This window comes from Flavobacterium sp. (genome assembly GCF_017744675.1).
Classification (GTDB): domain Bacteria; phylum Bacteroidota; class Bacteroidia; order Flavobacteriales; family Flavobacteriaceae; genus Flavobacterium.
Window position 1 is genome coordinate 277,408 of the sequence record NZ_JAGIAV010000001.1, and the last position, 19,407, is coordinate 296,814.

At 35.6% G+C, this 19,407-nt stretch carries 13 protein-coding genes; 6 read left to right on the forward strand and 7 right to left on the reverse strand.

Annotation, left to right across the window (positions count from 1 at the left end; all coding sequences use genetic code 11):
• Window positions 1-53 precede the first annotated feature (53 nt).
• From J7574_RS01285 to J7574_RS01305, 5 genes are all read right to left on the reverse strand, one after another.
• On the reverse strand, window positions 54-2,453 hold the full coding sequence (locus J7574_RS01285; protein WP_290963130.1) for a TIM-barrel domain-containing protein: 2,400 nt from the start codon (window positions 2,451-2,453) through the stop codon (window positions 54-56).
• 228 nt (window positions 2,454-2,681) lie between these two features.
• Window positions 2,682-5,168, reverse strand: coding sequence for a glycoside hydrolase family 2 TIM barrel-domain containing protein (locus J7574_RS01290; RefSeq protein ID WP_290963131.1), 2,487 nt, complete (start codon window positions 5,166-5,168; stop codon window positions 2,682-2,684).
• Window positions 5,169-5,302: 134 nt separating this feature from the next.
• Window positions 5,303-6,175 (reverse strand): hypothetical protein, encoded by an 873-nt coding sequence (locus J7574_RS01295; RefSeq protein ID WP_290963133.1) that lies wholly within the window; start codon window positions 6,173-6,175, stop codon window positions 5,303-5,305.
• 22 nt (window positions 6,176-6,197) lie between these two features.
• Window positions 6,198-7,772, reverse strand: coding sequence for a RagB/SusD family nutrient uptake outer membrane protein (locus J7574_RS01300; RefSeq protein WP_290963135.1), 1,575 nt, complete (start codon window positions 7,770-7,772; stop codon window positions 6,198-6,200).
• An 11-nt stretch (window positions 7,773-7,783) separates the two neighbouring features.
• Window positions 7,784-10,912 (reverse strand): TonB-dependent receptor, encoded by a 3,129-nt coding sequence (locus tag J7574_RS01305; protein WP_290963137.1) that lies wholly within the window; start codon window positions 10,910-10,912, stop codon window positions 7,784-7,786.
• A 613-nt stretch (window positions 10,913-11,525) separates the two neighbouring features.
• Here J7574_RS01305 and J7574_RS01310 point away from each other — a divergent pair.
• The 5 genes from J7574_RS01310 (at window position 11,526) to J7574_RS01330 (ending at window position 16,869) form a co-directional block, all read left to right on the forward strand.
• Entirely contained in the window at window positions 11,526-12,242 is a 717-nt protein-coding gene (locus J7574_RS01310; protein ID WP_290963139.1) for an NUDIX domain-containing protein, read from the forward strand.
• Between the two features lie 35 nt (window positions 12,243-12,277).
• The gene (locus J7574_RS01315; RefSeq protein ID WP_290963141.1) at window positions 12,278-12,979 is read left to right on the forward strand and encodes an NUDIX domain-containing protein; all 702 of its coding nucleotides are present in this window, start codon (window positions 12,278-12,280) and stop codon (window positions 12,977-12,979) included.
• A 163-nt stretch (window positions 12,980-13,142) separates the two neighbouring features.
• On the forward strand, window positions 13,143-14,939 hold the full coding sequence (gene lepA, locus J7574_RS01320; RefSeq protein WP_290963143.1) for a translation elongation factor 4: 1,797 nt from the start codon (window positions 13,143-13,145) through the stop codon (window positions 14,937-14,939).
• Window positions 14,940-15,166: 227 nt separating this feature from the next.
• Window positions 15,167-15,781 carry an outer membrane beta-barrel protein gene (locus J7574_RS01325; RefSeq protein ID WP_290963144.1) on the forward strand — a complete coding sequence of 205 codons (615 nt, stop codon included), beginning with the start codon at window positions 15,167-15,169 and terminating at the stop codon, window positions 15,779-15,781.
• A 128-nt stretch (window positions 15,782-15,909) separates the two neighbouring features.
• A complete protein-coding gene (locus J7574_RS01330) occupies window positions 15,910-16,869 on the forward strand; it encodes a YafY family protein (protein ID WP_290963146.1) in 960 nt (319 codons plus the stop codon).
• Window positions 16,870-16,909: 40 nt separating this feature from the next.
• On the opposite strand, the gene J7574_RS01335 is transcribed toward J7574_RS01330, so the two are convergent.
• The gene (locus J7574_RS01335; protein WP_290963147.1) at window positions 16,910-17,407 is read right to left on the reverse strand and encodes a DinB family protein; all 498 of its coding nucleotides are present in this window, start codon (window positions 17,405-17,407) and stop codon (window positions 16,910-16,912) included.
• A 47-nt stretch (window positions 17,408-17,454) separates the two neighbouring features.
• Window positions 17,455-17,934, reverse strand: coding sequence for a DinB family protein (locus tag J7574_RS01340; RefSeq protein ID WP_290963148.1), 480 nt, complete (start codon window positions 17,932-17,934; stop codon window positions 17,455-17,457).
• A 370-nt stretch (window positions 17,935-18,304) separates the two neighbouring features.
• Here J7574_RS01340 and thiL point away from each other — a divergent pair, with 370 nt between their 5' ends.
• The gene (thiL, locus tag J7574_RS01345; protein WP_290963149.1) at window positions 18,305-19,351 is read left to right on the forward strand and encodes a thiamine-phosphate kinase; all 1,047 of its coding nucleotides are present in this window, start codon (window positions 18,305-18,307) and stop codon (window positions 19,349-19,351) included.
• The last annotated feature ends 56 nt before the right edge of the window (window positions 19,352-19,407 follow it).

Here is a 19,407-nt window from a genome sequence, read left to right on the forward strand (position 1 = left end):
TCGTGCAATTGCTTTGCCCGTTCGCTATCGCTCGGGTCGTGGCGTACTAACTTTTATTTTGCCCACTCTGTTTTGAAAGTGGTTTTTCCGTTTAATGGATTTGTTGTTACATCAAAACTGTTTCCGTTTTTGGTCACTTTTATTTCTTGTACAGTATCTCCGTTTGGTAAATAAACTTTGGCTGAAGCCGAAGTTGTTTTATCGCTAGCGAATACTTTTAAAGTCAGTTTGCTCCAATCCATATCTTTTGTAGATTGCGCTAAACCGATGTGTGGCAAAGCAGTTCCGTCTTTTACTAAAACTACGATTGGCACTTCGCCCGCTTTGATTTTATGCCAGCCAGATTGATAGACTTTTTTAGTTTGATAATCGATCCAAGTTCCTTCTGGAAGGTAAACGTCTCTTTCTTCAACCTCTTCAAAAAGCGGTGCAACCAACATACTTGATCCGAATAAATATTGATTATCCACTAACCAAGCCCCTGGATCGTTTGGATATTCTACAAATAATGCACGCATCATTGGCAATCCTTTTTGAGAACTTTCTTTTGCTTGCGCGTAGATATATGGCATTAATTCGTAACGCATATTATCTGCTTTTCTAAATCCTTCCAAGAAATCTTTGCTGTACAACCAAGGTTCGCGAGGAGGTTCTCCGTGGCTTCTTACGTGAGATGTAAACATTCCGAATGGCGTCCATCTTCTGTAAATGTTTTCAGGAGATTTAGTTGCAAATCCTCCAACATCGTGACTCCAGAAACTGAATCCGCTTAGACCTAATGAAAGTCCGCCGCGCAATTCTGCCGACATTGCTCCGTTTGAAGTTTCGGCATCTCCACCCCAATGCAACGGATAACGCTGAGATCCTGCCCAAGTACTTCTTGCCCAGATTAAAGTATATCCTTTTTCTTTCTGCGTGATTTCGGCAACTGCTTTGTTGTATCTTAGCGGATATAAATTGTGCTCATAGAAACCTGTTCTTCCAGAATGGTAAATTCCGTCTGGCGGTGCAGCTTCTCCAAAATCTACTTTGAAAACAGAAACACCTTGATCAAATAATTTTTTCAATTTTGCTTGGTACCAAGAAATCGTTTCTGGGTTTGAGAAATCTAGAACTGCATCTTCATAAGGCAGATTTCCTTTTCTATCTCTTACCGCCAAGTTCTTGTCCATAATTTCTGGAAACAAAGTATTCTTTGGTGTGAAATAGGGCAATTGCCAAAGACATACATGAAAACCGTCTTCTTTCAAATCAGACATCATTTTTGTAGCGTCTGGAAAACGAGATTTTGCAAACTCGTAATTATTTCGCCAATCTACATCAAACCAACCTGTATCGAAGTGAATTACATCGGTTGGAATTTTGTATTTACGTAAATCCCTAGCAACATCACGGCCTTCTTTTTCTGAGAAATAGGTAATACGGCTCATCCAGAAACCAAATGACCAAAGCGGCGGCATGGCAGCTTTTCCAGTCAAATTGGTGTATTGATCTAAAATGTCTTTTGGTTCTCCGATGAAGAAAAACAAATCGGCTTCATCGTCTCCAATATACATTTCGTTTGCACTTCCAAAATATCTTCCAAAGTCAACTGTAATTGGTGTTGAATGGTGCATGAAAACTCCGTAACCACGGCTGCTCATGTAAAACGGAATTGGTTTGTACATCGTCTCATTTTGGATTCCGTTTGCATCATCCGCCCATAAAACTACTTTTTGACCGCGTTTGTTGAATTGTGTGAATGATTCTCCACAACCAAATATTTTTTCGTCTGGTTCTAAGCTGAACGCAGCGCCCATACTTCTTGAATAATCGCTGTTTCTGCGAACATAAGAAAACGGAAGTGTTGGCGTATAGGTGTTTTTAAAATCAGTATCGTGAAGCGTGCTTGTTAGCAGTTTTCCTTTTTCATCGTAGATTTTTATGTGCCAAGGTTTTGTCAAAATTTCGACTTTTCCATGTTTGCTTGTGTAACTGTGACCGCCTTCAATTTTTGAATATTTCCATAATTCTGGATGATTCGGCGCCACTCCGTCAACCAACATTAACGATGTTGCCTGCGGATTAAATTGTGGACCAGAAGTCGCTTTAATACGAAGAGTTCTGTCTGAAACAAACTGAATTTCGAATGGCAATACAGGAGATTCTGCATATTCTGTTGTCGGGAATTCGTTTGGTTTCTCTACATCAGGTTTCATCATCATGTTGTTGAAAGCCTGACGCGTTTTATAATTGTATCGCAAATATTTTACGGTTCCTTTTGCTGTTGCAGGATCAAAAGAAACTAGTTCATCTGCAAAATAAAAAGTGTTCAGGTAATTCTGAAAATCTTTACTGATGTCTATAGGTGCGTTTAATACGTCTGCATTTTGGATTTGTGCTGAAGCATTTGGAACTGTAAGAAGTCCGAAAGCGCAAATCGAAAACAAGGTTTTTAAATGTGATTTTTTCATTAGTTAGTTATTTTTTTGCCACAGATTAAAATGATTAGAAAGGATTTTTATTTTTCTTTTCTCTCGCAGATTCTGCAGATTGAGCAGATTTAATCTTTTTAATTCTTTAATCTGTGGCTATCTTTTTAAAAAGATTTGGAAAAATAAATCTGCTTGATCTGCTAAATCTGCGAGAGTATAAATATTTTTAGTATGTGGTTATTTTTAAAATTTCAAAAATTAGAAAACTTACTCTGTTGTAATTACGATTGTTGATGATTTCAATCCGTTTGCATTTGCGGTCAATTCCAATCTTCCAGATTTGTCTCCAGATTGAACAATAACCAAACATTTTCCTGCCAAAGCGGTATGTTTTGTTCCTTTGTAAGATTCATGGCTTACTGGATCTCCGCTGCAAACACCTACAATTTTTCCGTTTCCATTTAATGAGAAGTTGATTTCATTGTTTGCGTTTGGTGCTAAAATTCCGTTCGCATCCAAAATATCTACGGTTACAAAAGACAAATCATTTTTGTCTGCTTTGATGGTACTTCTGTCAGCCGTTAATTTTAATTGCGAAGGATTTCCAGCGGTTTTGATTTCTTTTTCTAAAACCACTTTTCCGCCTTTGCGAGAAACTGCTTTTAGCGTTCCTGCTTCAAATGGAATTCGCCACATTACATGCAAATCGTCTCCCTTTTTAGCTCTTTTCCCAACAGATTTTCCGTTTACGAAAAGTTCTACCTCATCTGCATTATTGTAATATGCCCAAACGTCAACTGTTTGTCCGGCTTTCCAGTTCCAATGCGGAAAAATGTGAAGAACCGTTTTGTTAGTCCATTCGCTTTGGTACATATAATATACGTCTTTCGGGAAACCGGCTAAATCGACAATTCCGAAATAGGAACTTACCGATGGCCATTCGTACGGTGTTGGTTCTCCGATATAATCGAAACCTGTCCAGATGTACATTCCAGATAGGAAATCGTATTTTTTAACCACTTTCCATGTGGCTTCGTGCGTTGATCCCCAAGGCGCCTGCACTTGATCGTAAGCCGAAACGGTGTTTCCAGGATTTCCTTCTGTAAATTTAAGATCCCATCTTACTGGCCATTTTTTAATCGTGTCGGAAACAGCGTCATAGTATCCTCTTGTCTGCAAACCTGAAGTAGTTTCAGTTGCGATAAAAGGTGTTTTAGGAAAATTTTCCTGATGATGCGAATAGGTTTGATGCGCATAATTGTATCCTATTAAATCTAAAACTCCAGAAGCTGCAATTGGATTAATTTGAACATTTTTCTTCTCAAATTGCAACGTTACCTCGTTCATATTCATATTTACTGGCGGATTCATCGCTGCAGTAAGCGGGCGTGTTTTATCATATTGGCGTACAATTCCAGCTAATTCTTTTGCAATTTGTACTCCGGTTTCACTCCACTGATCTGGAATTTCATTTCCAATGCTCCAAATAAAAATACTGGCATGATTACGGTCACGAAGCAACTGATCTGTTAAATCTTTTTTATGCCATTTTTCCCAATCATTGGCATAATCGTATTTTGTCTTATTCGTTTTCCACATATCAAAAGCTTCATCCATTACAATGAAACCCATTTTGTCGCAAAGCTGTAAAAGTTCTGGAGCGGGAGCATTGTGAGAAGTTCTGATTCCGTTTACACCCATTTCTTTTAGAATTTCCAATTGGCGTTCTATCGCACGAGTGTTGATTGCAGCACCTAACGGACCTAAATCGTGGTGCATACAAACTCCTTTTATTTTGACTTGTTTGCCATTCAAAATAAAACCTTTGTTCAAATCGAATTTAAAATCTCTGATTCCGAAAGTAGTTTCGTATTGATCAATGATTTTATCGTCAAGCGAAATTTCGGAAACTGCCGTATACAATTCTGGTTTTTCATCTGACCATAATGCAGGATTTTCAACCTCAGCCGATTGCTTCAAGATTTGATTTCCATTGGCGTTGATTGTTATATCTTGAGTAACCGATGTTACTTTTTTGTCTTCTTTAAAAATAGTTGTGGTTACCGTTGCTTTTTTACTTTCAGCATATTGATTTTTAATCGTCGTTTCAATATCCACCGAAGCTTTTTCAGCCGTAACTTTTGGAGTTGTAATATACGTTCCCCATTGTCCAACGTGAAGTTTATCTGTTGTTTCGATCCAAACATTTCTAAAAATTCCTGAACCCGAATACCAGCGTGAATTAGGTTGTTTTGAATTGTCAACCTTAACAATTATTTCGTTGTTTTTATCTCCGTAATTTAAGTATGGAGAAATTTCATATTGAAAACCAATATATCCGTTTGGACGTTTTCCTAAATAATGGCCGTTTATCCAGACTTCGCTGTTTCTGTAAACGCCATCAAAAGTGATTGAAGTTATTTTTGTACTGTCTTCTACAGCGACTTTAAATATTTTTTTGTACCAGCCTAAACCTCCGCTAAGAGATCCTCCTCCATAACCCGCAGGACTTTTTTCATCAAATTTTCCTTCAATACTCCAATCGTGAGGAACGTCTAAAGTTCTCCATTTTGTTGAAACTCCGATAGTATCTTTATCGACTATACTATCATTAAGATGAAAGCTCCAGTTGGCATTAAAAGAAACTTTTCGGCTTACAAATGCATCTTGTTTTTTGTTACAAGAACTGAATACTGTGATTCCTACTAACATTAGTAAGGACAATCTGTTCCTAAAACTTTTTCTTTTATTCATGAGCATTGTTTTTTGTTTGAAAAATTAAGTTAGAACTAAAATTATATTTTCTCCACCGCTTAAAACAAGTAGTAAGTCTCAGTTTTAAAAAATAGTTACTATTTTAAAAAGCTGAGACTTACTAAATTAAACTATTATTGTTTTGCCACCAAGTGATAAATTAAGTAATCACCATCTGCCCTGATCGCTATAAAAGCTAAGGTTGTTTCGGTAAGTTCTACAATTTGCACATTAGTAAAACTAAAAGCAGAACTATAATAGCTTGCAACCATTGGATGTAGCATTTCTGTTCCTCCGTTAAAACCAAGCCTATCATTTGTTGAACCTGCTGTAAGGCTAAAATTGAACGTTCCGATTTTAGTTTGCTGTGTAGTATTTCCTAGCGCTGAATTAGTTTGCTTTACCGTAACATTATAACCTCCATTAAGATCAAATGTAATTTCTCCCCAATCTTTATTTTCCAGACCTGCCCAAGAAATATCAGATAAATTTGGCCACCAACCATGACCACTAACGGCAATATTCTGATAAGATTCTGGTTTTCCGATAAACTCAAGAGGTGCAGTCATGTACAATACCCATGTTTTGCCTTCAACTCCATTAGTTAGTAAATTCCATCTTGGATCACTAAATAAACTCGTATCATTTTCTGTAACGGTTACTGTTTTTGTCGAACTTACTGAACCTCCTTGTCCAAAGGCAGTAAGGCTAATGTTGTAAGTGCCTGAGAATGGCAGTGAAATAGTAGTTTCGTTCGAATTACTGTGCCCTAATGCATTGCCTTTACTATCTGTATAACTAAAATAAGGAATAATGCCTGGAGTCAAATTCTTTAGTTTTACTACGTTTCCACCTGGTTTTGCTACAAGATCCTGAGTAACCTCAAACTTTACATCCGATTTATCCATTATACCATCTAAAGAATAGGATTCTGGAGAACAAGAAGGTATAAGAAATAGTACCACTAACATCAAAAATGATGTAATTACTAATTTAGTCTTTTTCATTTTTTTCATTTTTTAGTTAATATTACCAACCAGCATTTTGTTTTAAAACTCCACCAGATAATGTTATTTGTGTATTAGGAATTTGCTGCAATCCTTTTGTAGCTTGAATTTTAGCCGCCGAGATTGTTTTTGTTCCAGCCACACCGCCGCTTAGCAAAGTTGTAGTTTCTGCGATAGTTGAAGAAGCTGTTCCAATTCCTTGACGCAATAAGTCCCAATATCTAACACCTTCTAGAGCAAATTCTAAATGTCTTTCTTTCAATATGTTTTCTTTACTTACTGGTAATGGTGTAAAATTGGCTTTGTAAGCTCTTTGTCTCACTTGATCGAAATAAGCCTGAGCATTTCCGCTTTCTAATTCGGCAGCCATTAATAATACGTCTGCATATCTTATAACCACATAATCTTGAAATTGACTTATATCCCAGAATTTACTACCCAATTTAATAGGAAGTTCTAATCCGTTTTCATCAACCATCGGAGTATATTTTTTATTATAATATCCAGTATACTCTCTTTGACTGTTCAATTTGTCAAATGGAATATTTTCTTCAGCGATTCCAATTATACTTGCATCTCGTCTTGTATCATTAGCATCGTAAATATTCCATAATTTTGAATTTACAGTAACTCCCCATCCATGTCCGTAAGGGTAAGAGGAGAACTCTCTCATTCCGAACATTACTAACCAAGCATTACCATCAGTATTTCCATTGTAATCACTAGTATAGGTGTATTTTATACCAAATACTGTTTCTCTATTATCTTCTCCTGCATATTTATCAACTGATGCTGCTGGCCATAAAGCAGAAAAATCATCCACTAAACCATGCCCGCTTCCAGCAATAACATCTTCTAAATGTGCTAAAGCTTGGGCTTTTGTAACCACTCCTACCAAATCAGTTTTTCCGTAGTATCCTGTATAATATAAAAACACACGGCCCAATAAAGATTTTGCTGCCCATTTAGTAACATGTCCACTTGTTGTAGCACTATACCCAACTGCAGGCAAATTGTTTGCAGCAAATACTAAATCTTCTGCTATAACTTTATAAACCTCATCTGGATTTGCCTGCGGAATATTTGCAGAAGACGGTGCCGTTAATAATGGGATGTTGCCCCATAAACGCACCATTTCAAAATAAATATATGCTCTGATAAATTTAGTCTCCGATTCATAAGTATTTCTTAGAACTGTATCACCTTTCCAATCAATCTGATCCATCTTAGACAAGAAAACATTACAACGATAAATCGCTTTATAATAAGCAATCCAGTTGCTGTTATATAAATCTACATCTGCAGGAGAACGGGCAATATCAAACTCATCTACAGCTGCCAAATCGTAACCATCAGAAGCACCACCTCCGCCAAAACAGTCATCAGACATTACTTCACTCATTACAGGAATTCCTCTACCGCCAGCGCCAGTTGCAACTTGTAAACCGTCATAACAACCTACCAATGCTGAAAAAGCATCATCTGTAGTTTTATAAAAATTCGTGTCTGTCTTTTGAGTCAATGGTTCTGTATCTAAACTGCAAGAACCAAGAGATAATAAACTCAAACAGAAAATATATAAATAGATATTTTTCATTTTTTTAATTATTAAAGTTTAATATTCAATCCCATCATAAATGTTCTTGGTCTTGGGTAGTATCCTATATCCACACCTGAAGAAAATTTCTGATCATTATTTGAAGAACCAAATCCAATTTCGGGATCCATACCATTATATTTAGTAAAAGTGTAAAGATTCAATACTGAGAAGTAAAGTCTAAACTGGCTTGCAAAGAATGGTTTTGATTGTTTCATTTTTGCCAAATCAAATCCTAATGTAACCGTGCTAATTCTTAAGAAATCTCCATTCTGTAGGTATAAATCTGAAAATTGCGTAAAGTTTCTGTTGTCCTCTGTTACTTTTGGAGTAGTGTTTGAAGTTCCTTCTCCGTGCCAACGATCTAAGATTGAAGAATTATAATTGCCATAAGCTCCAGATTGATCTCTATAAGATTGTACAATTTCATTTCCTGCTACACCATTTGCATTAAGATAGAAATCAAAAGCTTTATAATTTGCAGATAAGGAGAATCCATAAGTAAAGTCAGGATTTGGTTTCCCTATTTTGGTTTTATCATCGGCGTTTATTTTATCATCTCCGTTAGTATTCACATAGATAACATCTCCTGGAGTTGCATTAGGTTGCAATACAACACCGCTTGCTGACTTATAATTGTCAATTTGAGCTTGGTTTTGAAAAACACCCGCTGTTTTATACCCCCAGAAATAACCTAATGGCTGTCCGTTTTCTGCTCTATAAAATTCACCAGCATTAGCATAAAGTTCATTAGTTAAACCATGGATAATACCATCTGAAGTAGGTATTTGTCCCACTTTATTTTCATTATAGGCACCGTTTGCACTAATGCTATAATTAAAGTCGCCTATTTTATTTTGATATTGCAATGAAAGCTCTAATCCTCGGTTAACTACATCACCACCATTAATATATGGAGCATCGGCACCCGCTGTTGCTAATACTGGAGCCAAAATCAACCAGTCTTTATTTGTTTTTTTGTACGCATCAAAAGTTACACTAAGCGCGTTGTCTAAAAATCTGGCATCAAAACCAAGATCGATCTGTTCTGATGTTTCCCATTTTAAATCCAAATTAGATAATCTGTCAGGATAAGCTCCAGGAGTAAGAACACCTTCTTTGTCACCAAAAGTATAATTGGTATTATTTGATTTTATAGTTGACAAATATTGGAAAGGCCTTGCATTTTGATTTCCAACTTGTCCCCAGCTTGCTCTTAATTTTAAAAAGCTAAGTGCTGATTTATCTTTCAAGAATTCTTCATTTGACACTACCCAACCTCCAGATATTGATGGGAAATAACCCCATTGGTTTTCTGGAGAAAAAACAGAAGATCCGTCTATTCTATAAGTGGCATTTATCAAATACTTTTCTTTGTAATTGTAGTTTAACCTTCCATAATAAGACATTCTTTTGGTCTCACTTCTTTGACCATTCATTGACATTTTGGCTCCGTCTTTATTGGTAGCATTATCTAACCAGGCATGCTGCAAATCATTAAAAATGATATCTGCATTAGTTGCACCAATTGAAGTTCCGTCATAATTAATAGATGATGTACCCGCCATGGCTTCGAAATGATGATTACTGGCCACATTAAATTTATATGTCAATAAGTTATCCCAAGTAAGTGTTTTTCCTTTGTTCATACTCTGGTTAACTGAGTTAGTCGTATTATTTGCATAAATTGACAAATGATATATAGGAGAATAAGAGTGTCCTTCTCCTGCATAATAGTCAAGGCCTAATGTTGTTTTGAACGTTAAGTTCTTAATTGGTTCAATTTGCAAATACACATTTCCAAGCAATTTTTGGTTGTTGCTTTCATTTTGATTATTGTAAACCATCAATGCGTATGGATTTGCCTGACCTGCCAACCAAGGTTCTGCATTACTTGTAGTATCGTAATAATTCCCATTGGCATCATACATTGGCATTAATGGAGAAGCCTGAAAAGCACCTCTCAGGGAATTGTTGTATTGATTTCCAACACCAATTCCGTTTTTATTAATGTATGCAAAACTTAAGTTTTCTCCCAATGTTACAACATCTTTGTAAAGCTTATGTTCTGAATTAAATCTAAAATTATAACGCTCATAGTTAGACAAATCTGCTCCTCCTACAACTCCTTCTTGCCCTAAATAAGATAATGAAGTGGAGTAAACCGACGTTTCAGAACCTCCTGATGCACCAAAAGCGAAATTTTTAGTAGCGGCATTATCAGTGATCACTTTATCTATCCAGTTTGTTCCTGCGCCTAACTGAGAAATTTGAGCACTTGTAAAATAAGGAGCTTTCCCAGAATTTACAGCTGCTTCGTTTAATATCGTAGCATATTCTGTTGCATTTAGCATATCCATTTTTCTTGCTACAGATTGCACACCATAATATTGATCAAATGTAATTTGACCACTCGCTCCACGTTTTCCTTTTTTTGTTGTTACCAAAATAACCCCGTTTGAAGCCTGAGATCCATATATTGCAGCCGAAGCAGCATCTTTTAAAACAGAAATAGATTCAATATCAGAGTTGCTTAAATAAGAAATATCACCTGTCAATATTCCATCTACAACATACAAAGGAGAAGTTCCCCCTGTAGAACCAGCTCCTCTGATCACCACATTTAAACCTTCCCCAGGCTGTCCTGAAGTTGATGTAACCTGAAGACCAGCTGCCTGTCCTTGAAGTGCTTGTAGAGCATTTGTCGTATTTGTTTTAGCAAGGCTCTCTCCGCTAACCTGCGTAACAGCATTAGTTACAAGAGTTTTCTTTTGTGAGCCATATCCAATTACTACGATTTCTTTAAGTTCTGCAGCTTCTGGCTGTAAAGCTACATTTACTGTTTTTTGATTTCCAACCGTAATTTTCTCTGTTTTAAAACCCACAAAAGTGATCACTAAAACATCGCCTGTTTTAGCCTCTACTTTATATTTTCCATCAAAATCGGTAACCGTACTCGATTTTGTTCCCTGTACAAGTACAGTTGCTCCCGGAACCCCAAATCCGTCTTCAGAAGAGGTAATGGTCCCACTTACAGTTTTGGACTCTTGAGCAAATCCAAACTGCATCATAAATACGCTAAGCAGCACCGCCATAAAATATGGAAGCTTTGTTGTTTTAATACAATTTTTGCTTTTCATAATAAGAATTGATTAAGTTTAAGTTATAGTTAGTGTTTTTTTACCCTAAGAAAACTCCGGAAAAACTTCCCAAGCAGGTCATGCCAGAAATGAGGGCCTGAATCTCATTCCTAACATTTAGTGCTTGCAGACTATAAGCAACATCAAAATCGATTCTTTGGGCAAAATCTGATGATGATAATCTCATCAAAAAAGCGATTAAAATCAATTTCAAAAAAAAACATTTGTGGTAGTTTAAGTCAAGTGTAGTTTTGTTCTTTTTTTACTTATAGTCAATTTGAATCTATCTTATGGTAAATTTGACTACAAGTGTAAAACAAATTTTCTATATTAACAAAATATTAGGGTTATTTTTTTTCGATTCTGATTAATCCTAACTTCTTTTTATTAATGCCATAAAATTTAAACAAGAATCGAAACAAAAATTGAAATAAAACCAGCGTTTTATAAAATTGACAATCAGTCGTTTAAGATTTCGTCTAATAGGCACACTTTTTTTATGGACTTTTAAACGACTGATTGCCAAAATTTTGTTTTGCTAAAAAAAATATAAGGGCTTTAAAAAGGTTAATAATGATTTTATTTATTTAATTTGTCAAAATTTATCTCACGTATGGTTGAAAATGTAGAAGACAAAACTGCTCTAAAAAATGAAAACAGCCCGATGAATGCCATCACGATTGACTGTGTCATTTTTGGTTTTGACAAAGGCAGTCTTGAAGTGCTTTTGATACAGCATGCTGAAGGAATCAGTAAAGGAAAATGGGGACTTCCAGGTGGATGGATTTATAAAAAAGAGAGTACTGATAATGCCGCCCATCGTTTATTGAACGAACTTACGGGACTTGACAATATTTATCTAGAACAGCTGAAAGCATTTGGAGATCCAGATCGTTTTCCGCTGCGACGTGTTATTACAATTGGATATTATGCCCTCGTAAAAAGAGAAGATTATAATATTAAAGCAGGTTTTACAGCCTCTGATGCACAATGGTATAAAATCAATAACATTCCAGATTTGATTTATGATCATAATGAAATTTTAGATTACAGCCTAAAACACCTAAGAAGTAGAGTTCGCCAAACACCAATTGGATTTAATCTGCTTCCAGAAAAATTCACTTTACTGCAATTGATGCAGCTGTACGAAGAAATTTTAGGAATCGAAATGGACAAGCCCAATTTCAGACGAAAAATTTTGCACATGAAACTTTTGGTTGCCTTAAACGAAAAACAGCAAGACGTTTCTCATCGCGCCGCCCAATTGTATAAGTTTGATCCTGAAATTTATGAGAAATTAACTGAAAAAGGATTTAATTTTGAATTCTGATCTCGATAATAAATTAAATACACGATAATACTAAATTGACTGAAATTACTTCTAACCATCACAAACCAGCCGTTGACGGAATAACGATTGACTGTGTTTTCTTCGGATTTAACAAAGAGAGCCTCGAAGTTCTCTTGGTTCAGCACGCTCAAGGCGAAAGTAAAGGCAAATGGGGATTACTTGGCGGATGGCTTCAAGTCGATGAAAGTGCCGATGATGCCGCACAGCGTATTTTGCAAGAACTTACCGGACTAGAAGATATTTATCTCGAACAGCTGAAAGCATTTACAAATCCGCAGCGTGTGCTGGAAAGACGTGTGGTTACAATTGGTTATTATACTTTAGTAAATAGAGAAGATTACAACATTAAAGCCAGTTTACGGGTTATAGAAGCAAAATGGTATAAAATAAAAGACATCCCTGAACTGATTTTTGACCATAACGAAATTCTTGATTTCAGCTTATTGCAATTAAGAAACCGCGTTCGCCAAGCGCCAATTGGTTTTAACCTTCTTCCAGAAAAATTCACTTTATTGCAATTAATGCATTTGTACGAAGAAATTTTAGGAATCGAATTGGACAAATCGAATTTTAGAAGAAAATTTCTGCACATGAAACTGCTTACCGCATTAGACGAAAAGCAAAAAGATGTATCGCACAGAGCGGCCAAACTTTACAAATTTGACCCCGAAATGTATAAGAAATTAACACAAAAAGGGTTTAATTTCGAATTTTAATGCTATTTTTAATTCTTTCCGCTCAACTATCCTACATCTAGATTCCAGAATCCAAAACTTTGCGCTATCTTTGCGCCTTAATAACATGCTTTAAAGCAATTGCTTTAGCTTGTTTTTACACCCAAAAATACTTAAACTCGTTTTAGAGAACTGATATATACAAATGAAGAAGATACGTAATTTTTGCATTATTGCACACATTGACCACGGTAAAAGTACATTAGCAGACCGATTACTAAGTGCGACACAAACCGTTACAGCCCGTGAAGAAAAAGCACAGTTGCTTGACAACATGGACTTGGAGCGCGAGCGTGGAATTACCATTAAGAGTCATGCCATCCAGATGGAATACACATACAAAGGCGAAGAATATATCTTAAACTTGATTGATACTCCTGGGCACGTTGACTTTTCATACGAGGTTTCAAGATCGATCGCTGCCTGCGAAGGTGCGCTTTTGATTGTTGATGCTGCTCAAAGTATTCAAGCACAAACGATTTCAAACTTATATTTAGCTCTTGAAAATGACTTGGAAATTATTCCTGTTTTAAACAAAGTCGATTTACCAAGTGCTAATCCAGAAGAAGTAAGTGATGATATTATCGATTTATTAGGTTGTAAATTAGAAGATATTATTCATGCCTCTGGAAAAACTGGTTTTGGTGTTGAAAATATTTTGGCTGCCATTATCGAAAAAATCCCTGCTCCAAAAGGAAATCCAGAAGAACCATTGCAAGCTTTGATTTTTGACTCAGTTTACAATCCATTCCGTGGAATCGAGGTAATCTTTAGAGTTGTAAACGGTGAAATCAAAAAAGGCCAGAAAATTAAATTCATGGCTACAGACAACGAATATTTTGCAGACGAAATCGGAACTTTAAAATTAAATCAAGTTCCTAAAAATGTCGTTTCTGCAGGAGACGTTGGTTATTTGATTTCTGGAATTAAAGAAGCGCGTGAAGTAAAAGTTGGTGATACTATTACAGATGCAAAAGTACCAACAACCAATATGATTACTGGTTTTGAGGATGTAAAACCAATGGTATTCGCCGGTATTTATCCTGTTGACACAGAAGATTACGAAGACTTACGTTCGTCAATGGAAAAATTACAATTGAACGACGCTTCATTAGTTTTTACTCCTGAAAGTTCTGCGGCATTAGGTTTTGGTTTCCGTTGCGGATTCTTAGGAATGCTTCACATGGAGATTATTCAGGAACGTTTAGAGCGTGAGTTTGATATGACTGTAATTACTACGGTTCCTAACGTTTCTTACTTAGCTTACACTAAGAAACACCCAGAAACGGCAATCGTTGTAAATAACCCTTCAGATTTACCAGAGCCTTCAAAACTAGACAGAGTTGAAGAGCCTTTTATTAAAGCTACCATCATTACAAAATCTGATTTCGTTGGAAACGTTATGAGTTTGTGTATCGAAAAACGTGGTTTGATTACCAACCAAACCTACTTGACAACAGAAAGAGTTGAGTTGAATTTTGATATGCCTTTGGCTGAAATTGTATTCGATTTTTATGATCGTTTAAAAACCGTTTCTAAAGGTTACGCTTCTTTCGATTACTCTCCAATCGGAATGAGAACTTCAAAATTAGTTAAGTTGGACGTTCTTTTGAATGCTCAAACTGTTGATGCGCTTTCTGCATTGATCCACGAAGACAATGCGTATAATATCGGTAAAAAAATGACCGAAAAATTACGTGAACTTATTCCAAGACAGCAATTTGATATTCCGATTCAGGCTGCAATTGGAGCTAAGATTATCGCTCGTGAAACAATTAAAGCACTTCGTAAAGACGTTACCGCAAAATGTTATGGTGGAGATATTTCGCGTAAGCGTAAATTGCTTGAAAAACAGAAAAAAGGTAAAAAACGTATGCGTCAAGTAGGAAACGTTGAGATTCCGCAAGAAGCATTTATGGCCGTTTTGAAATTGAACGACTAGTTTTTTTTTAGAGAATAGAAGAAAGAACAAAGAATATAGACTAAACCCGATGACTTATGTTGTCGGGTTTTTTGTTTGTTTCGAGTTCATAAATTACAACGTTAAAACTTACAAAAACACTGAATTGTTAACCCAAAAAATCGTTTTTTAACTCAATCAAATAAACTACGCGTCTTTTTATAGCAGAAAATGTATTTTTAATCTTACAACTTTAACATTATAAGACTATGAAAACCAAATTTTCTGTTATTTTAGCCCTTTTCGCATTTTGTTTCGCAAATGCTCAGCAAGACCAAGTTGACTCTGAAATGAACTCTGCAAAAGGCGTAACTTTTGAGAAAGGCGATATGTTTCTTGAAGGTTCAATCAAAATTAGTACAGGTGGCGACGCAGACTATTATGGCTTTAGCCCAAAGTTTGGCTATTTGTTAAATGATAAATTTGCAGTTGGAGCTAAACTAAATTATTCAAGCAATAAAATAGAAGCAACCGATGAAAAAACAAATGTGTTTGGAGTTGGTGCATTTGCTCGCTATTATTTTTTAGAATTAGACAAAAAACGTTTTAAAACTTACGCTGAAGTTGGTTTAGGTTATGGAAGAAATAAATACGAAAGTCCAACGGTAAGTGACACTAGCAATAGTATAACCGCCGATCTTAATGTTGGATTGAATTATTTTGTAACCAAAAATATTGCTGTGACTTTTGTTCTAGCAAATGTGTTGGCTTACAACAGCGTTTCGCCAGAGAATGGCCCGTCATCTGATACTTTCCAGTTAAACATTAACTTGTTTGAAAATATCTTCGACCAGCCACAATTCGGACTTCTGTATAGATTTTAATTTTTTTTTTTTGCGATTTAATAATCGAAAAGCTGTTTCAATTTGGAACAGCTTTTTTTATTTCTCTTAGTCTTTACATTTGTATCTTTGACTCTCTTAGTAACTCAGAACTTTAGAATCTTAAAAAAATGCTTGACGAAACTCCAAAACGATTTGACCGTATTGTTGCCATTCTTATTCAATTGCAATCTAAAAAGATTGTAAAGGCACAAGAATTAGCCGATCGTTTTGAGTGCAGTTTAAGAACTATCTATCGAGACATTAGAACTTTGGAAGCTTCTGGTGTTCCTATTTATAGTGAAGCTGGAGTTGGTTATGCTTTAATGGACGGATATCGTCTTCCACCAGTTATGTTTACGCGCGAAGAAGTGAGCAGTTTTATTGCCGCAGAAAAACTGATGCAGAAATTTACCGATCCTTCTTTGGGAACACATTATGCATCGGCGATGTACAAACTGAAATCGGTTTTAAGAAGCAATGATAAAGATTACCTTTCGAACATCGAATCGAGAATTGTCATGCAGGAAGCAGAACCCATGTTTAATGAAAATTCGCCCAATACTTTGGCTGTTCTTTTTGAAGGAATTGCAGAGAAGAAACAGATTTTACTTTCTTATAAAACCTTTGGAAAAGATGAATTAACTGAGCGTAATTTGGAGCCAGTTGGCGTTTTTCATGATAATAACAATTGGTATTTTCTTGGTTTCTGTCACTTGAGAAAAGATTACAGACAGTTTAGGGCCGACAGAATTCAAAACCTAAAAAAAACAGATTTAGATTTTACAATCGAACATGATTCTCTGGAAACTTATTTGACCAAAACAGAAACAATTCCGACTGTAAAAGTCCGTCTTTTGGTAGAAAAGAAAATAGCCCGATATCTAGCTTTCGATAGAAAATATCATGGTTTTGTTTCTGAAAAAGAAATCGGTGATAAATTAGAAATGACTTTTCTATGCCGAGATATAGAAAATGGTTTTCCTCGTTGGTTTTTAATGTTTGGCGATTATGCTGAAATTCTCGAACCCGAATCTTTAAAAACGAGAGTTTTAGAATTATTAGAAATCAATCGAAAAAGGCTTTTATAAAAAAAACTCCTGAGAAAAATTATCCTCAGGAGTTCTTTATTTATTTCTGTTTTATAACATTATAAAAATTATAATCGGTGTTTGAAGCATCTGTAATTCCGATATTTCTTCCCATCGTTACAATTTGACCACGATGATAGGTACCATGATTGATAACCTGAATTAAATATTCAGAAATTGGCAATTCGCACTCAAACCATGAATTAACGATTTTAACTTCTTTCATCAAATCTTCTTCCGATAAGGAGTTTATAAGATGTTTCAATTTTGTAGACGAATTTAATAATCCAGCAAATATTTCTTCTTTTGATAATTCGCTTTCCTCCTTCTTTTCAGACAATGAAGATTCGGAAATGACAGAAAACCAATATTCTTCAGTAGACCAGATATGATCGAGTGTTTTCATAATAGTAGAAAAACTCGAAGGCATTTCTGCATAAAGCAATTCATCTGATTTCGGCGAAAGCCAATTTACAAATTGCTGATTTACCCATAAATTATAATCTGCATAATTGGACATTATTCTTTTTAAACTCATAGTCTTGGTTTTTAGAATGTGATATTAAGATAGTAAAAAATTATCAATTATCTTTCCCAGAAAAATGGCGGTTGGATATTTAAAGCTCTTAAATACACATAAGCTTGTCCACGGTGATGCACTTCATTATCAATAAAATACAAGATATTCTGAATTACAGGAAATTCATATTGCCCAAAAAGGTTAAAAGTCTCACCAAAATCCTCTACAGATAATTGTTCCCAATATTTATTGATTTCTTCTGTAGCTTCATCCCATTTTTCAAGATATTGTGCTTTAAAAATCAGTTTCTCTGCTCCTTCTGAAAATGGTGCCGTTTCTTTTGTTACAATTCCTTTTAAACCTGGAACTGCAATTGCCAAAAGCTCATCCACTAATTTTGAGAAAGGCCTCATACCGCCAATTGAAAACTCAAAAAAATCTTTCTCTGGAAAAAGTTCAATTAAACGACGCGTAAGTGCTCTGTGCCCTTGCCAATGTTTCAATAAATCTTCTGAAGTAATAACTTGTGCTTCTAATGTTTTCATGGTTTTAAAGTTTAAATATTTTTAATACTTCAAAAGTAGAATGGGCCGGTGACAACAGTTTGTCAGCAGCAAAAAAATAATTTTTAAATTATTTTTTGCTGCTGACAAACGTAGAGACGCACTGCTGTGCGTCTACACAAAGCATGTACAAAACAATGAGGATATACAGGGCGTTAGACGCACTGCAGTGCCCCTCTACAATTTATAATACACACAATTTTATTCAAATATTTTTTATGCCTATTGCAGTGCGTCCGTACAGAATAAACATGGCATAAAAAAACTTAGAACCTTAGCATCTCAGAATCTTAGCATCTTTAAAAAAATCCTTTGTACCTTTGCACCTTAATAACTTTGGAACTTTACAGAAATGATTGAAGATAAAAATCAGCAGAGAACTAGTATAGCGCAATTAGGCGAATTCGGTTTAATTGATCATTTAACCAAAAACTTTGATGTTACTCAAGAGTCTACTTTAAAAAGTATTGGCGACGATGCTGCTGTTCTTGATTTTAAAGACAAAAAAGCAGTAGTTTCGACCGATTTATTAATTGAAGGTGTTCATTTTGATTTGGCCTACATGCCATTGAAGCATTTAGGCTACAAAGCAGTTGTAGTAAATGTTTCTGACATTTGTGCCATGAATGCAAAACCGACACAAATTACAGTTTCGGTTGCCGTTTCAAATCGTTTTCCGCTTGAGGCTTTAGAAGAATTGTTTGCAGGAATTACGCTTGCTGCAAAAGAATACAAAGTTGATGTTATTGGCGGAGACACAACCTCATCTCAAAAAGGCTTGATTATTAGCATTACCGCAATTGGAGAAGCTGATGAAAATGAGTTGGTTTACAGAAACGGGGCCAAACAAACCGATTTACTAGTGGTAACTGGAGATCTTGGTGCGGCTTATATGGGATTGCAGGTTTTGGAACGCGAAAAACAAGTTTTCCAAGTTAACCCAAACAATCAGCCCGATTTAGATCCTTATACTTATTTGGTAGAACGCCAACTAAAACCTGAAGCGCGAAAAGATGTTCGAACTTTGCTTCATGCTTTAGAAATTAAACCAACGGCTATGATTGATATTTCAGACGGATTGTCTTCTGAAATTATTCATATCTGCAAACAATCTAAAGTAGGATGCAATTTGTATGAAGATAAATTGCCGCTAGATCCGCAGTTTATTTCTACTTGCGAAGAATTTAATATCGACAGTACAACCGTTGCTATAAATGGCGGCGAAGATTACGAACTTTTATTTACAATTGACATCAATGATTTTGACAAGATAAAAGGAAATCCGAATTTCTCTATTATCGGACATATGACGGAAGAAAATGAAGGAATACACCTTGTAACCCGCGCCAACACAAAAATTGCTTTAAAAGCACGCGGATGGGATGCTTTGACTGAATAAGGGAAAGAAATTCCAAATAAAAAATTCCAAATTCCAAGAACGCTATTAAAGCTTTG

Bases quoted from the DNA above. Each gene is read 5' to 3' on its own strand.
- J7574_RS01295 (WP_290963133.1), bottom strand. From the start codon at position 6,175: ATGAAAAAGACTAAATTAGTAATTACATCATTTTTGATGTTAGTGGTA.
- J7574_RS01300 (WP_290963135.1), bottom strand. From the start codon at position 7,772: ATGAAAAATATCTATTTATATATTTTCTGTTTGAGTTTATTATCTCTT.
- J7574_RS01335 (WP_290963147.1), bottom strand. From the start codon at position 17,407: ATGAGTTTAAAAAGAATAATGTCCAATTATGCAGATTATAATTTATGG.
- J7574_RS01305 (WP_290963137.1), bottom strand. From the start codon at position 10,912: ATGAAAAGCAAAAATTGTATTAAAACAACAAAGCTTCCATATTTTATG.
- thiL (WP_290963149.1), top strand. From the start codon at position 18,305: ATGATTGAAGATAAAAATCAGCAGAGAACTAGTATAGCGCAATTAGGC.
- lepA (WP_290963143.1), top strand. From the start codon at position 13,143: ATGAAGAAGATACGTAATTTTTGCATTATTGCACACATTGACCACGGT.
- J7574_RS01340 (WP_290963148.1), bottom strand. From the start codon at position 17,934: ATGAAAACATTAGAAGCACAAGTTATTACTTCAGAAGATTTATTGAAA.
- J7574_RS01290 (WP_290963131.1), bottom strand. From the start codon at position 5,168: ATGAATAAAAGAAAAAGTTTTAGGAACAGATTGTCCTTACTAATGTTA.
- J7574_RS01285 (WP_290963130.1), bottom strand. From the start codon at position 2,453: ATGAAAAAATCACATTTAAAAACCTTGTTTTCGATTTGCGCTTTCGGA.
- J7574_RS01310 (WP_290963139.1), top strand. From the start codon at position 11,526: ATGGTTGAAAATGTAGAAGACAAAACTGCTCTAAAAAATGAAAACAGC.
- J7574_RS01325 (WP_290963144.1), top strand. From the start codon at position 15,167: ATGAAAACCAAATTTTCTGTTATTTTAGCCCTTTTCGCATTTTGTTTC.
- J7574_RS01330 (WP_290963146.1), top strand. From the start codon at position 15,910: ATGCTTGACGAAACTCCAAAACGATTTGACCGTATTGTTGCCATTCTT.